Source organism: Salinicola peritrichatus (assembly GCF_003206715.1).
Classification (GTDB): Bacteria; Pseudomonadota; Gammaproteobacteria; order Pseudomonadales; family Halomonadaceae; genus Salinicola; species Salinicola peritrichatus.
The window spans coordinates 1-14,457 of record NZ_PZJU01000066.1 but is presented as its reverse complement, the minus strand read 5'-3'; the positions used below and the strand labels follow the sequence as shown (position 1 = coordinate 14,457).

Here is a 14,457-nt window from a genome sequence, read left to right as displayed (position 1 = left end):
CACCGGCAGATGGCGTGGCGGCTCACGCAGGCGTTGCCGTGCGCGGTGGCCGTCCCAGGTGCTGCTCGAGTTCGAGCACGTGGCGTGTAGTGGCGATCACGCTATCCGGATTGAGGCTCATCGACTCGATGCCGAGCTCGACCAGGAACGCGGCCATTTCGGGGTAGTCCGACGGCGCCTGTCCGCACAGCCCGGAGTGCATGCCGTTGCGCCGACAGCCCTCGACGGCCAGGCGGATCATCTCCTTGACCCCCTCGTCGCGCTCGTCGTAGTCGAAGGCGACGATCTCGCTGTCGCGGTCAACGCCCAGCGTCAACTGGGTGAGGTCGTTGGAGCCGATCGAGAAACCATCGAAGCGCTCGGCGAAACGATCGATGAGAATGACGTTGTTGGGAATCTCGCACATGGCGTAGATCTTCAGCGAATTGACGCCGCGTTCGAGCCCATACCTGGCCATTTCGGCCAGTACCTTGTCGGCCTCGTCGAGACGACGCACGAACGGTAGCATCAGGACCACGTTGGTCAGTCCCATGTCGTCGCGCACGCGCCGCATTGCCTGGCACTCCAGGGCGAAGCCCTCGGCGTAGGCCGGATGGGCGTAGCGCGAGGCACCACGGAAGCCGAGCATCGGGTTGGCCTCGTGGGGCTCGAAGTCGGCGCCGCCGAGCAGGCTGGCGTATTCATTGCTCTTGAAGTCCGACAGCCGTACCACCACCGGTTTGGGCCAGAAGGCGGCGGCGATGGTGCCGATGCCTTCGGAGAGCCGTTCGACGAAGAACTCGCCGCCGTTGGCGTGAGTGCCGATCAGCGCCTCGACCCGGGCACGTGTCGCGGTATCGTCGATCCTGTCCGGATGCAGCAGGGCGAGGGGATGCGCCTTGATGTACTCGCTGATGATGAATTCCATGCGTGCCAGGCCGACGCCATCGTTGGGCAGAAACGAGGTGGAGAAGGCCAGTTCGGGGTTGCCGAGATTGATCATGATCTCTGTGGCGGGGCGGGCGATCTCGCCGAGTTCAGTGGTCTCGACCCGGAAATTCAGCGCGCCACGGTAGACGCGACCGCTGTCGCCTTCGGCGCAGCTCACGGTCACCGTCTCTCCGTCGGCCACCGTCTGGGTGCTTTCGCCGCAGCCGACCACCGCGGGGATGCCGAGTTCGCGAGCGATGATCGCCGCATGGCAGGTGCGTCCACCGCGGTTGGTGACGATCGCCGCCGCGGTCTTCATCACCGGCTCCCAGTCGGGGGTGGTGGTATCGGCGACGAGCACTTCGCCGGGCTTGAATTCGGGGAGGTGGGCCACGTCCTGGATCACGTGGGCGCGGCCGGTGGCGATCTTCTCGCCCACCGCGCGACCGGTGGCCAGAGTCTCGCCGCGCTGGTCGAGAATGTAGTGTTCGAGCGTGGTGGGACGACGCTGCGAGGCCACCGTTTCGGGACGCGCCTGGACGATGTAGAGCTCGCCGCTCAGGCCGTCCTTGGCCCACTCCATGTCCATGGGGTGGCCGTAGTGGCGTTCGATCTTGATCGCGTAATCGGCCAGTTCCAGCACGTCGGCGTCGTCGATGCAGAAACGCTTGCGGTCGGCCTTCGGCGTCGGCACGTTGCGCGTGTAGTGCTTGGCGTCACCCTCGACGTAGATCATCTTCACCGCCTTGTCGCCCAGGCTGCGGCGCAGCACGCAATGATGGCCCCCTGCGAAGGTCGGCTTGTGAACGTAGAACTCGTCGGGATCGACGGCGCCCTGGACGACGTTCTCGCCTAATCCATAGGCGCCGGTGACGAACACCGCATCGCGAAAGCCCGATTCGGTATCCAGCGAGAACATCACTCCCGAGGCGGCGAGGTCCGAGCGCACCATCTTCATCACCCCGATCGACAGCGCGACCTTGAAGTGGTCGAAGCCCTGGTCGATGCGATAGTGAATGGCGCGGTCGGTGAACAGGCTGGCGAAGTTGCGCCGGCAGGCCTCGAGCAGGCTCTGCTCACCGTGTACGTTGAGATAGGTGTCCTGCTGGCCGGCGAAACTGGCATTGGGCAGGTCCTCGGCGGTGGCCGAACTGCGCACGGCGAGGCTCACCTCGTCGCCATACTCCTGTTGCAGGCGGTGATAGCCGGCGATGATCTCGGCGGCGAGATCGTCGGGCAGCCCCGCGCCGTAGACGATCTCGCGCGCCCGCTTGCCGCGTCGGACGAGATCGGCGACATCGTCGGGGTCGAGGTCATCCAGCGCGTCGTGCAGGGCCGGCCAGGCATCCGCCTGGTCGAGCATGGCGCGATAGGCCTCGGCGGTCACCGCGAAACCATTGGGGATGCGCACGCCCTCGTCGGAGAGCTTGCGATACATCTCGCCCAGCGAGGCGTTCTTGCCGCCGACCAGCGGCACGTCGTCGATGCCGAGTTCTTCGAAGAAGCGTAGATACTGGAACGAGGCCATTGCATCCCTCCTGACGATTCTGGCGCCGTATGACGGCGCATGGCGACCGGAGTACGACTGAAATTGGGGGTGTGGAGTACGAGAATCATATTCCCGCCGCAAGCGAGGGCCGGCAAGGTCATGCGACACTCGACCGCATTGGACGAAGGGTGTAGCGTGCCGCTTCGTAATACGTCACGAGGCGGTCGAAGGGACTTTCAGCGTCATTTCCGATGCGGACTTCTGGAGCGCTGCACGTCGGATGTGCCAGTAGTAGGACTCTCGATGAGTTGGTATGGTGTCTTGTCAGTAACGCGAAGAAATGTCGAACGGATTTTGTTGCGAGACACCACACTAGGTATCGATGGACGACTCGTGGGTCGAGACGACCGTTTGAACCGCTTCTTCCTCTGCCTCCAGAAATCCGCCGGACTGGCGCCGCCACAGCCGCGCATAGAGCCCGTCGCGCCGGATCAATTCGGCATGGCTGCCCTGTTCCACAATGCGGCCATGTTCCATGACCACCAGCCGATCCATGGCGGCGATGGTGGAGAGCCGATGGGCGATGGCGATGACCGTCTTGCCTTCCATCAGCCGGTCGAGATTTTCCTGGATCGCGGCTTCGACATCGGAATCGAGCGCCGAGGTCGCTTCGTCCAGAATCAGGATCGGCGCGTCCTTGAGCATCACCCGGGCGATCGCCAGACGCTGGCGCTGGCCGCCGGAGAGCTTGACCCCACGTTCGCCGACATGGGCGTCGAAGCCTTTGCGCCCTTGGATGTCGCGTAGCGATTCGATGAAATCCGCCACATGGGCCTCGCGGGCCGCGCGCCACGCCATGTCGTCGCTGGCATCGGGGCGGCCGTAGAGCAGATTGTCGCGCACCGAGCGATGCAGCAGCGAGGTATCCTGGGTGACCATGCCGATGCTCGCGCGCAGGCTCTCCTGGGTGACCTCGGCGATGTTCTGGCCATCGATGCGGATCGCGCCGCCCTCCAGGTCGTAGAAGCGCAACAACAGGTTGACCAGGGTCGACTTGCCCGCGCCGGAAGGTCCGATCAGGCCGATCTTCTCGCCCGGGCGAATGGTCAGCGAGAGATCGTCGATGACACCGCTGCCCTTGCCGTAGTGGAAGCGGATACGGTCGAACACGATTTCGCCGCGGTCGATCGCCAGCGGTTTGGCTTCGGGGCGGTCATCGATGTCGCGCGGCAGCGACAGCGTCGCCATGCCATCCTGCACCGTGCCGATGTTCTCGAACAGACCCGAGACTTCCCACATGATCCACTGTGACATGCCCCATAGCCGCATTACCAGTCCCAGCGCCACGGCCACTGCGCCGACACTCACGGCTTCGCCCAGCCAGAGCTGGATCGACAACCAGCCGACGCTGAACAGCAGCAACGCGTTGAGCAAGTAGAGCAGGCCGTAAAGGCAGGTGACCAGCCGCATCTGGCGGTGCACGGTAATCAGAAAACCGGCCATGCCTTCCTTGGCGAAAGCGGCCTCGCGCTGAGCATGGGAGAACAGCTTGACCGTCTGGATGTTGCTGTAGCTGTCGACGATGCGCCCGGTCATGCGCGAGCGGGCGTCGGCCTGGGTTTTGGAGACGCGGCCCATGATCGGTACGAAGATACGCAACAGCACGATATAACCGGCCAGCCACACCACCAGCGGGACCGCCAGCCGCCAGTCCGCGCTGCCGACCAGGATCAACGTGCCGAGGAAGTAGACGCTGACATAGTTCAGCACCTCGAACAGTTTGATGATGCACTCGCGCACGGCCAGGGACGTCTGCATCACCTTGGTGGCGATGCGCCCGGCGAACTCGTCCTGGTAGAAGCGCATCGACTGACGCAGCAGATAGCGGTGTGCCAGCCAGCGAATGCGCATCGGGAAATTGGCCATCAACGTCTGTTGCTGGAGCAGCGAGTGCAGCCATACCATGCCGGGCAACAGGATCAGCACGATGAACGCCATGCCGACGAGCTTCCAGCCTTGATCGGCGAGAAAGGTCTCGCGATTCTGCGCGGATAGCCAGTCGACGATATTGCCAAGAAAACCGAACATCCACACTTCGATACCGGCGATCAGCGCCATCAGCACGGTAGCCGTCAGCAGATATGGCCAGGCACCTTTGGTGTAGTGAAGACAGAAGGCGACCAGTCCGTCAGGCGGGCGCTGCGGCTCCTGTGGCGGAAACGGGTCGAGACGATTTTCGAACCAGCGGAACATGGCAATCCTTGCTCGATAGAGAAGCTTCAGATCGGTGGAATGGTGCCGTAGGGCTGCAAGCGTCGCGCCTGACGCAGGGCGTGTGCCCACCAGCGCCAGCGTGCCAGTAGCGTTTGCAGACGGCGCGCCTCGCGTTCCGGATCGACGAGCGTGCCATCCTCCAGAAAGCGATCGCGAGCGTGGGAGAAGCTGACCGTGTCGCGTAGCGTCACGGCGTGCAGCTCGGCAAAGACCAGACGCAACTGCTCGACGGCTCGCAGGCCGCCGGAGATGCCGCCATAGCTGACGAAGCCGACTGGCTTGGCTTGCCAGGGGCCATGCACGGTATCGATCAGTTGCTTGAGAGCGGCAGTGTAGCCGTGATTGTACTCCGGTGTCATGACGATGAAGCCATCGGCGGCGTCCAAGCGCCGCTCGAAAGCGTGCCATTCATCATGTGGCAGCGGTTGATAGTGGATCGACAGCGGCAGTTCGGCCGGGTCGATCAGATCCAGCTCGTCGAAACCGAGGCGATGACATTCGCGCTGGACCCAAGCAGCGACTCGGTCGCCGAACCGGGGGTGACGTGCGCTACCGAGAATCAGGCTCAAACGGAGAGGAGACGGGGCCGGCATGGTGGGGCTCTCTTGCAATGTCGTGGCTTCAGCCGGCACTCTATTTCCTCAAGTTTACTTGAGGTCAACGGAGAGATGGTTGAAAAAGCTTCCCGAGAGAGTCTGGCTGCCAAGAAGCGCGATCTCAGCGTGGGGGGAGGTCGCCCGCCGCAGTGGGGTGGCGGTGTCGACGCTGCACTTCTACGAAACCAAGGGCTTGATCCACAGCGGGCGCAATGCGGGGAATCAGCGACGCTATACCCGCGACGTGTTGCGGCGGGTGGCAGTGATCAAGATCGCGCAGCGTACCGGCATGCCGTTGGCCGAGATCGCCAGTGCCCTGGCCGCGCTGCCCGAATCGCGCACGCCGACGGCGGCGGACTGGCGCCGGCTCTCCGAACGGTGGCGGGCTTCGCTGGAATCGCGTATCGCGCAATTGACCCAGCTACGCGATCAGTTGGACGGCTGCATCGGTTGTGGTTGTCTCTCGCTCGGGCAGTGTCCGTTGCGCAATCCCGACGACGTTCTCGGCCGAGAGGGGAAAGGCGCACGACGGTTGGCCGCTATGGTTTTGAGTGATTCAGGTTTTGAGTGATTCAGGCTTTGAATGATTCGGATCCCGAATGATTCACGCCTCGAACGGCAGTACCGCGATGTAAACGGCGAGAAAGTGACACACGCTGCCGCCGATCACGAATAGGTGCCAGATGGCATGGTGAAACGGAATCACGCGCAAGGCGTAGAACAGCACGCCTACCGTGTAGGTAAGCCCGCCGGCGACCAGCAGAGCGATGCCGGTTTGCGGCAGGTGGTCAGCCATGTCGCCGGAGGCGATCAGGATCAGCCAGCCCATGATCAGGTAGATGAATACCCGCAGCACGCTGAAGCGGTGCGGCCAGATCAGGCGTAGTGCGATACCGCCCACGGCCAACCCCCACACGATGCCGAACAGTGCCCAGCCCATCGGCCCGCGCAGATTGACCAGCAGAAAGGGCGTATAGGTGCCTGCGATCAGCAGGTAGATCGCACAATGATCGAACACCTGGAAAACCCGCTTCAGGCGCTGACTGCGGAAACCGTGATAGAGCGTCGAGGCGGTGTAGAGCAGCAACAGGCAGGTGCCGTAGAGCGAAACGCTGACGATTTTCCAGGGGTCGACGTGGGCGGCGATGCTGGCCAGCACGATCAGCACGATCATGCCGACGAGGCTCAGCGCGGCGCCGATGCCGTGACTGATGCTATGCAGCCACTCCTCGAGCCGCGAGAATTCGGGGTCGTCGTCGACTGGGAAAGACATAGGGCGAGCCGGTTCTTCGTGCTCAGCGAAACGATGCGAGGTGTCGGACATGGCCTTCGAAACCCCTCTGCGGTATTGGCGGCAGGATTGGATCTGGAAAGATGTCGGTTTGGACCGAACCCGGGTAGCGTGGTTCAGTTTGCAAGTTCATGATGACACCGAGGTGAATGCCGTGCCCGGACCGGCCCCGGCGTGTCGTCCACTCGAAAGCTTTTCGCGCGGCTTCGGGCGTGCTGATTATAAGCCGCGTTCGATATCCACGTCGCTGGCGGGTGTGAAATCATCGAGCGCCATCATGTGGCCGAGCTTGCCGACCTTGGTGGTCAGGTAATGCTCGTTGAAGGGGTTGCGGCCGGTGGTGATCGGCAGGCGCTCGCGAATGTGCACGCCGTCGCGGCTCAATGCCTCCACCTTGCGCGGATTATTGGTCATCAGCCGCAGCGACTGGATACCCAGATGCTCGAGCATCGGCACGCAGATATCGTAACGGCGCTGATCGGCACCGAAGCCGAGCCGCTCGTTGGCTTCCACCGTGTCGGCGCCTTCATCCTGCAGGGCGTAGGCGCGGATCTTGTTGAGCAGACCGATGCCGCGGCCTTCCTGGCGCAGATAAAGCAGCGCGCCGCGCCCCTCGTCGGCGATCCGCTTGAGTGCCGCCTGCAACTGATAGCCGCAATCGCAGCGCATCGAGAACAGCGCATCTCCGGTCAGGCATTCGGAGTGGACACGGGCCAGCACCGGCTCCGGCGTGGTGACGTCGCCGAGCGTGAGCACCACGTGCTCCTTGCCGGTGGACGCCTCTTCGAAACCGTGCAGCGTGAATGTCGCCCAGGGCGTGGGCAGCTGCGATGCGGCGATGAAACGAATGGACACGGTGACCTCGCGGTGTGGAGAACCCTTCTGCCGGCCTCTATCGGAAGCCGGGAGCAACGATTGAGGGGCGGCATTATATCAGGCTTGCCGACCGATCCATCACAATGCCGCAAATCGCGCCGATAGCCGACTTCAATTTTGAAACCCGGCGGTTTTACTGCATGTTCGGCCGATCCGTTACAATGCGGGCAAACCTCGACTTCGAAGGCTGTCATGACACTTCACAACGATCGTCTGCTGCGGGCGCTGGCTCGCCAACCGGTTGACCGCACGCCGGTCTGGATGATGCGCCAGGCGGGGCGTTATCTGCCGGAGTACCGAGCCACCCGTGCCCAGGCCGGCAGCTTCATGGACCTGTGTCGCAACGCCGAACTGGCCTGCGAGGTCACATTGCAGCCGCTGGAGCGCTACCCGCTGGACGCGGCGATCCTGTTCTCCGACATTCTGACCATTCCCGATGCCATGGGGCTCGGGCTCTATTTCGAAACCGGCGAAGGACCGAAATTCCGCAAGCCGGTGAGAAACGCCGCCGATGTCTCGGCACTCAGCGCCCCCGATGCCGAGCGCGATCTCGATTACGTGATGAATGCCGTGCGCACGATCCGCCGCGAGTTGAGCGGTCGGGTGCCGCTGATCGGTTTCTCCGGCAGTCCGTGGACGCTGGCGACCTACATGGTCGAGGGCGGCTCTAGCAAGGATTTCCGCCACATCAAGGCGATGCTCTATGGCGAGCCGCAGACCCTGCATACCCTGCTGGGCATTCTGGCGACGGCGGTCACCGACTATCTCAACGCCCAGATTCGTGCGGGGGCGCAGGTCGTCCAGATCTTCGATACCTGGGGCGGCGCGCTGTCGACGCCTGCTTACAACGAGTTCTCGCTGGCCTACATGCAGCGCATCATCGGCGGCCTGATCCGTGAACACGAAGGACGCCGCGTGCCGGTGATCCTGTTCACCAAGAACGGTGGTCAGTGGCTCGAGTCGATCGCCGCGAGCGGCTGCGATGCAGTAGGCCTCGACTGGACCACCGAACTTGGCGATGCCCGTCGGCGCGTTGGCGAACGGGTCGCGATTCAGGGCAATCTCGATCCCAATGTCCTGTTCGCTCCGCCGGCGAAGATCTGCACTGAAGTGGTGCGTCTGCTCGAGAGTTTCGGGCCCGGCAATGGGCATGTGTTCAATCTTGGGCACGGCATCAGCCAGTTCACCGACCCGGATCACGTCACCGCCTTCCTGGAGGCACTGCATGACCTCAGCCCCGCTTACCACCGGTGAAAGCGGCGATGGGCTATTGCTATTCGACTCCGACTGCCCGTTCTGTCGTCGCTCGGTGCGTTGGCTGTTGAAGCACGAGCGCAGCGACAGCCGGCTGCGTATCGTCGGGCTCGAGAGCGCCATATCCCGTCGGCTTGGGAAGCATTTTCAGATCGATTTCGCCAGTACCGACAGTATCTGGTACATCGCCAATGGCAAACTCAGCCGCAATAGCGATGCGGCCTGGCGTCTCGCGACGCGTTTGAAAGCGCCCTGGCAGCATCTGGAGGCATTACGCCGGGTGCCTCGAGCGTGGCGCGAAAACGGCTATCGGTTCATTGGCGATCGCCGTCACCGACTGTCGTTTCTGGGCGCCGGGCGTCTCGAAGGTGATGAACGCTGGCTGGACAGGCTGACTCCCGAGTTTTGCCGGCGCTGCGGGCTGCCGCCATCGCTGGCCGAGGAGGACCGATGACCGCTTGGCAGAAAGGCTTCGCGCTGGTGGCGCTGGCCTGGGCCATGGCGGTGGCCTGGGGCAGCCTGGCGCCGACGTCGGCGATACCGCAGCAGCTTCCGTGGGACAAGTTCAATCACTTCGTCGCCTACGCCGGCCTGGCGTTTTGGTTACGGCTGAGCGGTCGGCACTGGCTGACGGCATTGCTGGTCGCCATCGGCTTCAGCATCCTCATCGAATATCTTCAGCTCGCCGCGCCGGGGCGAGACGGTGGCGATTGGCAGGATATTCTGGCCAATTCGCTGGGCGCGTGCAGCGCTTGGGTACTCGCTAGAATGAGCCATTGGTGGCGTTCGTCACGAAATCACACGGCCCGTTGACCGATCCATTCGACGCTACCTTTTGGAACTGATGCGTCTTTTTGGTGCGGCAGCGAAATCCAGGCACTCTTTTGAAACAAAATGTTGCAGGCACCGATTGCCTGTCGACTTCCCGGCCTTCGCTTGCCAGGGAGACGACCTCCCTAGGCTAGCGTTGAAACAAGGTTTTAGGCGAGATGGCGCGAAAGTGGAACGAACTTTGCTAATTTCATTCGGGCATGTTTCGGCATGCACTTAAAATGACAATGCGAGGGAGTTGAATCCACCATGCGCTATAAGAACAAGAGCCTGCTGGCTCTGCCCGCAGCACTGCTGGCACTGGCAGCAGCTTCTAACGTCCAGGCCGCCACCTTGGATGACGTCAAGAACGCCGGCGAATTCAATTGTGGCGTGAGTACCGGCCTGGCTGGTTTCTCGGCGCCCGATGACAACGGCACCTGGCAGGGAATCGATGTCGAGGTTTGCCGTGCGGTGAGCGCCGCAGTTCTCGGCGACCCGGATGCCGTCAATTTCACTCCGTTGACCGCGGTCGAGCGCTTCACGGCGCTGCAATCCGGCGAGATCGACGTGCTGTCGCGCAACACTACCTGGACGGCGACCCGCGACAACTCACTGGGTCTGAACTTCACTGGCGTCACCTTCTATGATGGTCAAGGTTTCCTGGTACGTAAGGATCTGGGAGTCAAGAGCGCTACCGAACTCGATGGGGCCGCCGTTTGCGTGCAGTCCGGTACCACCACCGAACTGAACCTGGCCGACTACTTCCATGCCAATGACATGGAGTTCCAGCAGGTCTCTCTCGATACTTCCGACCAGTCCGCCCAGGCATTCGACAGCGGCCGCTGCGACGTGCTGACCTCCGACTCCTCCCAACTGGCCGCACTGCGCCTGCAACTGGCCGATCCGGAAGGCGCCGTGATCCTGCCGGAGCGGATTTCCAAGGAGCCACTGGGCCCGGTCGTGCGCCAGGGCGACGATCAATGGTTCAACATCGTCAAGTGGTCGCTGTTCGCCATGTTCGATGCCGAAGAACTCGGTGTCACCAGCGAGAACGTCGACCAGATGCGCGACAACCCGCCGAATCCCGACGTTGCTCGTCTGCTGGGCAAGGACGGCAATTTCGGCGAACAGATGGGTATCAGCAACGACTGGGCCTATAACATCATCAAGATGGTCGGCAACTACGACGAAGTCTTCCAGGAAACCGTCGGTTCCGGCTCTCCGCTGGGGCTCGAGCGTGGCATCAACGCGCTGTGGACCGATGGCGGCATTCAGTACGCGCCGCCGGTGCGTTAAGCGCAGACCGTCCTCTCGACACCGTGTCCCTGGTAGGTTGGGGCACGGTGCCTCTCAATGCTCGAGTAGAGACAAGATTACCCATGCTTCGTCCATCGACTTCTCTACCGCGACGGGGACAAGGTCCTCTGTGGCGTAATCCCACCATTCGTGCGCTGGTCATTCAGGCCGTGATGTTCATCGCGCTGGCGGCATTCATCGGTTTCCTGGTTCACAACACGCTGTTGAATCTCGATGCCCGGGGCATCCATACCGGCTTTGGGTTCATGAACGAGCGCGCCGGTTTCTCGATCTCGCAAACCCTGATCGAGTACACCAACAGCAGTACCTATGGCCGAACTTTCGTTATCGGGTTGCTCAATACCCTACTGGTTTCCATCCTCGGCATTATCGCGGCGACCATCATTGGATTTCTGGTGGGAATCGCACGCCTGTCGCCCAACTGGCTGTTGGCGAGACTGGCGACCATCTATGTCGAGATCTTCCGCAACATCCCGCTGCTGGTACAAATCCTTTTCTGGTACTTTGCGGTATTGCGGTCATTACCATCGCCGCGACAGAGCCTGTCGCTATTCGATGCGTTCTTCGTTAATGTCCGTGGCCTGGTCGTTCCCGACCCCCAGCCGATGGCGGGTTTTGCTGCTACTCCCTGGGCACTGCTGATCGCGGTCGTGATCACGATAGTGTTTGGTATCTTCGCCAAGCGGCGTCAGATGGCAACGGGTAAAGCGCTGCCGGTCTATTGGATTGGCGCTGCCATCATCATTGGTTTGCCGCTGATCGTGTTCCTGGCCACCGGCTCGCCGCTGGAGTGGTCCGTGCCGGAACTGACCGGATTCAATTTCCGCGGGGGTATCAATGTTCTGCCGGAATTGGTGGCGCTATGGCTGGCGTTGTCGATCTACACCGCGGCATTCATCGCCGAGATCGTGCGCTCCGGCATCCTGTCGGTACCGCAGGGACAGACCGAAGCCGCCCGTTCGTTGAGCTTGCCGGGTGCCATCACCCTGCGCAAGATCGTTCTTCCTCAGGCGATGCGGGTGATCGTGCCGCAGATGACCAGCCAATATCTCAATCTGATCAAGAACTCTTCGCTGGCGACCGCCATCGGCTATCCGGATCTGGTTGCCGTCTTCGCCGGTACCACGCTCAACCAGACCGGACAGGCGATCGAGATCATCGCCATGACCATGGCGGTCTATCTGATCATTAGTTTGACGGTGTCGTTTTTGATGAATCTCTACAACGCGCGCACGCTGCTGAAGGAGCGTTGAGATGACGACCCCTACCAACTCTACCTTCCGCACGGAAATGATCGAAGCGCGCGAGGCCCCGAACCAGAGCCGAGGGGTTGCCGGCTGGCTGCGAGCCAATTTGTTCAGTGGTCCGATCAACAGCGTGGTCTCGGTCGTCGTGATCCTGTTGATCGCACGCCTGATCTGGCCATTCCTGGAATGGACGGTGATCGATGCCAACTTCCTCGGTTCGAGCCGGGACGCCTGTACCGGAGATGGCGCCTGCTGGGTGTTCATTGCCTCGCGTTTCGACTCCATCATCTATGGCTTCTATCCGGAGGCGGCACGCTGGCGTGTCGATATCGTCTTCGCCGTGCTGGCGGTTTTGATTGCCTGGCTGGCGGTTCCTCGCCTGCCGCAGAAGAAGTGGGTCGTACTGTTTGCGCTGATCGGGTTCCCGATCCTTGCCTACATTCTGCTGCTCGGCGGTCACTTCGGCCTCGCTTATGTGCCTACCCGCGCCTGGGGCGGCCTGATGCTGACGCTGACGATCGCCGTCGTAGGGATCGTCGGATCGCTGCCCATCGGCATTCTGCTGGCGCTGGGTCGACGCTCGAAGATGCCTTTCGTGAAATCGATCTGCGTCATCTTCATCGAGTTCTGGCGCGGTGTGCCGCTGATCACGGTGCTGTTCATGGCGTCGGTCATGCTGCCGTTGTTCATGCCGGGTAACATCGAGTTCGACAAGTTGCTGCGAGCGCTGGTCGGCATCATGCTGTTCTGGAGCGCCTACATGGCCGAGGTCATTCGCAGTGGCCTACAGGCGATCGGCAAGGGGCAGAACGAGGCCGGGCAGGCATTGGGGCTGAGCTACTGGCAGCGAATGGGGCTGATCATCCTGCCGCAAGCGCTCAAGCTGGTCATTCCCGGCATCGTCAACACCTTCATCTCGCTGTTCAAGGACACTTCCCTGGTACTGATCATCGGCCTGCTCGACATGCTGGCGATCATTCGCGCCGGCCTGACCGATACCAACTGGCTAGGATTCTCCACCGAAGGGTACGTCTTCGCGGCGCTAGTCTACTGGATCTTCTGTTTCAGCATGTCGCGCTACAGCCAGTATATCGAACGTCGCTTGAATACCGGGCACAAGCAGTGAACGCTCGCCCTGCGTTCGTGGGGCGAGTCTTCGCATAACAAGATTGTCATCAGGAAAGCACTGCCATGAGCGAAGCAACCGCGAGCCGGCCAACCGCAGGCAACACAGGAGCGATGGTCGAGATCGACCATCTCAACAAGTGGTACGGGGACTTTCACGTACTGCGGGACATCAACCTGACCGTGACCAGAGGGGAGCGCATCGTCATCTGCGGACCTTCCGGCTCCGGCAAGTCGACGATGATCCGCTGTATCAATCACCTGGAAGAGCACCAGCAGGGGATGATTACGGTCAACGGCATCCCCATGAACAACGACGTCAAGCGGATCGAACAGATTCGCCGCAATGTCGGCATGGTCTTCCAGCACTTCAACCTGTTCCCGCATCTCACGGTGCTGGAGAACTGCTGCCTGTCGCAGATCTGGGTCCAGAAGAAGCCGCGCGCCGAAGCCGAGAAGACCGCCATGGAATATCTCGAGCGGGTGCAGATCGCCAACCAGGCGAAAAAGTATCCTGGCCAGCTATCCGGCGGTCAGCAGCAGCGTGTCGCCATCGCGCGAGCGCTCTGCATGCGCCCGGAGGTGATGCTGTTCGACGAGCCGACGTCGGCGCTCGATCCCGAGATGATCAAGGAAGTGCTCGATGTCATGATCGAACTGGCGCATGAAGGCATGACCATGCTCTGCGTCACCCACGAGATGGGGTTTGCCAAGACCGTCGCCGACCGGGTGATCTTCATGGACCAGGGCCAGATCATCGAGGAAGCGCCGCCGACGGAATTCTTCAACAATCCGCGTTCGGAGCGCACCCAGCTGTTCCTCAGCCAGATCCTGGGGCATTGAGATGGGAATCGAGAAGCTCTTCGTCGACGGCGCACCACAACCGATCGCTCCCTTCTCCCATGCCTGCAAGGTAGGTGAGCTGGTCTTCATCACCGGGCAGATGCCAACCGTGCCGGAAACCAACGAGATGCTGCTGGGCACGTTCACCGAGCAGACCCACCGGGTGATGCAGAACCTGGCGATCGTGCTCGATGCCGTCGGCAGCAGCTTCGATCATGTCGTCCAGAGCCGGGTTTTCATCACCAACATGGGACACTTCGACGAGGTCAATGGCATCTACGCCAGCTACTTCAAGGCGCCACTGCCGACACGGACCTGTATCGGCGTCACCGGTCTGGCTGGCGGCGCCGATGTCGAGGTCGACATGATCGCCTGGATTCCGCCGGACAAGCGCTGAAACGATCGCGATTCGTAACTATTCAG

The 14,457-nt window shown here is 61.8% G+C and carries 14 protein-coding genes; 9 read left to right on the top strand and 5 right to left on the bottom strand.

The features are described 5' to 3' along the window. Positions 1–22: 22 nt before the first annotated feature. The 3 genes from ppsA to DOM57_RS19465 all read right to left on the bottom strand — a co-directional run bounded on the left by ppsA (position 23) and on the right by DOM57_RS19465 (position 5,265). Positions 23–2,437, bottom strand: coding sequence for a phosphoenolpyruvate synthase (gene ppsA, locus DOM57_RS19475; RefSeq protein ID WP_110650869.1), 2,415 nt, complete (start codon positions 2,435–2,437; stop codon positions 23–25). Between the two features lie 333 nt (positions 2,438–2,770). After that, positions 2,771–4,651, bottom strand: coding sequence for an ABC transporter ATP-binding protein (locus DOM57_RS19470; RefSeq protein ID WP_110650867.1), 1,881 nt, complete (start codon positions 4,649–4,651; stop codon positions 2,771–2,773). A gap of 26 nt (positions 4,652–4,677) precedes the next feature. Next, on the bottom strand, positions 4,678–5,265 hold the full coding sequence (locus DOM57_RS19465; RefSeq protein ID WP_110650865.1) for an NADPH-dependent FMN reductase: 588 nt from the start codon (positions 5,263–5,265) through the stop codon (positions 4,678–4,680). 79 nt (positions 5,266–5,344) lie between these two features. Between DOM57_RS19465 and soxR the strand changes: the two genes are divergently transcribed. Then, on the top strand, positions 5,345–5,839 hold the full coding sequence (gene soxR / locus DOM57_RS19460; RefSeq protein ID WP_275425992.1) for a redox-sensitive transcriptional activator SoxR: 495 nt from the start codon (positions 5,345–5,347) through the stop codon (positions 5,837–5,839). 33 nt (positions 5,840–5,872) lie between these two features. On the opposite strand, the gene trhA is transcribed toward soxR, so the two are convergent. Both trhA and ribA read right to left on the bottom strand, forming a co-directional pair. Then, positions 5,873–6,541 carry a PAQR family membrane homeostasis protein TrhA gene (gene trhA, locus DOM57_RS19455; protein ID WP_110650861.1) on the bottom strand — a complete coding sequence of 223 codons (669 nt, stop codon included), beginning with the start codon at positions 6,539–6,541 and terminating at the stop codon, positions 5,873–5,875. A gap of 237 nt (positions 6,542–6,778) precedes the next feature. Beyond that, the gene (gene ribA / locus DOM57_RS19450) at positions 6,779–7,414 is read right to left on the bottom strand and encodes a GTP cyclohydrolase II (protein WP_110650859.1); all 636 of its coding nucleotides are present in this window, start codon (positions 7,412–7,414) and stop codon (positions 6,779–6,781) included. Positions 7,415–7,627: 213 nt separating this feature from the next. On the opposite strand from ribA, the gene hemE reads away from it, so the two are divergent. The 8 genes from hemE (at position 7,628) to DOM57_RS19410 (ending at position 14,431) form a co-directional block, all read left to right on the top strand. After that, the gene (gene hemE, locus DOM57_RS19445; protein WP_110650857.1) at positions 7,628–8,689 is read left to right on the top strand and encodes a uroporphyrinogen decarboxylase; all 1,062 of its coding nucleotides are present in this window, start codon (positions 7,628–7,630) and stop codon (positions 8,687–8,689) included. Next, entirely contained in the window at positions 8,661–9,143 is a 483-nt protein-coding gene (locus tag DOM57_RS19440; RefSeq protein ID WP_162619606.1) for a thiol-disulfide oxidoreductase DCC family protein, read from the top strand. The genes hemE and DOM57_RS19440 overlap by 29 nt, the downstream gene beginning before the upstream one ends. Continuing rightward, a complete protein-coding gene (locus tag DOM57_RS19435) occupies positions 9,140–9,502 on the top strand; it encodes a VanZ family protein (RefSeq protein ID WP_110650853.1) in 363 nt (120 codons plus the stop codon). The genes DOM57_RS19440 and DOM57_RS19435 overlap by 4 nt, the downstream gene beginning before the upstream one ends. 267 nt (positions 9,503–9,769) lie before the next feature. Beyond that, on the top strand, positions 9,770–10,798 hold the full coding sequence (locus DOM57_RS19430) for an amino acid ABC transporter substrate-binding protein (RefSeq protein ID WP_110650851.1): 1,029 nt from the start codon (positions 9,770–9,772) through the stop codon (positions 10,796–10,798). 83 nt (positions 10,799–10,881) lie between these two features. Continuing rightward, a complete protein-coding gene (locus DOM57_RS19425; RefSeq protein ID WP_110650849.1) occupies positions 10,882–12,072 on the top strand; it encodes an amino acid ABC transporter permease in 1,191 nt (396 codons plus the stop codon). A gap of 1 nt (position 12,073) precedes the next feature. Next, on the top strand, positions 12,074–13,192 hold the full coding sequence (locus DOM57_RS19420) for an amino acid ABC transporter permease (RefSeq protein WP_204353046.1): 1,119 nt from the start codon (positions 12,074–12,076) through the stop codon (positions 13,190–13,192). 113 nt (positions 13,193–13,305) lie between these two features. After that, on the top strand, positions 13,306–14,034 hold the full coding sequence (locus DOM57_RS19415; RefSeq protein ID WP_110650847.1) for an amino acid ABC transporter ATP-binding protein: 729 nt from the start codon (positions 13,306–13,308) through the stop codon (positions 14,032–14,034). Between the two features lies 1 nt (position 14,035). After that, positions 14,036–14,431 (top strand): RidA family protein, encoded by a 396-nt coding sequence (locus DOM57_RS19410; RefSeq protein ID WP_239496332.1) that lies wholly within the window; start codon positions 14,036–14,038, stop codon positions 14,429–14,431. Positions 14,432–14,457 lie beyond the last annotated feature (26 nt).

Excerpts from the sequence above, each read along its gene's own strand:
- DOM57_RS19430 (WP_110650851.1), top strand. The coding sequence starts at position 9,770 with ATGCGCTATAAGAACAAGAGCCTGCTGGCTCTGCCCGCAGCACTGCTG.
- DOM57_RS19465 (WP_110650865.1), bottom strand. The coding sequence starts at position 5,265 with ATGCCGGCCCCGTCTCCTCTCCGTTTGAGCCTGATTCTCGGTAGCGCA.
- DOM57_RS19415 (WP_110650847.1), top strand. The coding sequence starts at position 13,306 with ATGGTCGAGATCGACCATCTCAACAAGTGGTACGGGGACTTTCACGTA.
- DOM57_RS19440 (WP_162619606.1), top strand. The coding sequence starts at position 8,661 with ATGACCTCAGCCCCGCTTACCACCGGTGAAAGCGGCGATGGGCTATTG.
- hemE (WP_110650857.1), top strand. The coding sequence starts at position 7,628 with ATGACACTTCACAACGATCGTCTGCTGCGGGCGCTGGCTCGCCAACCG.
- ppsA (WP_110650869.1), bottom strand. The coding sequence starts at position 2,437 with ATGGCCTCGTTCCAGTATCTACGCTTCTTCGAAGAACTCGGCATCGAC.
- DOM57_RS19435 (WP_110650853.1), top strand. The coding sequence starts at position 9,140 with ATGACCGCTTGGCAGAAAGGCTTCGCGCTGGTGGCGCTGGCCTGGGCC.
- DOM57_RS19470 (WP_110650867.1), bottom strand. The coding sequence starts at position 4,651 with ATGTTCCGCTGGTTCGAAAATCGTCTCGACCCGTTTCCGCCACAGGAG.
- DOM57_RS19420 (WP_204353046.1), top strand. The coding sequence starts at position 12,074 with ATGACGACCCCTACCAACTCTACCTTCCGCACGGAAATGATCGAAGCG.
- DOM57_RS19425 (WP_110650849.1), top strand. The coding sequence starts at position 10,882 with ATGCTTCGTCCATCGACTTCTCTACCGCGACGGGGACAAGGTCCTCTG.
- DOM57_RS19410 (WP_239496332.1), top strand. The coding sequence starts at position 14,036 with ATGGGAATCGAGAAGCTCTTCGTCGACGGCGCACCACAACCGATCGCT.
- trhA (WP_110650861.1), bottom strand. The coding sequence starts at position 6,541 with ATGTCTTTCCCAGTCGACGACGACCCCGAATTCTCGCGGCTCGAGGAG.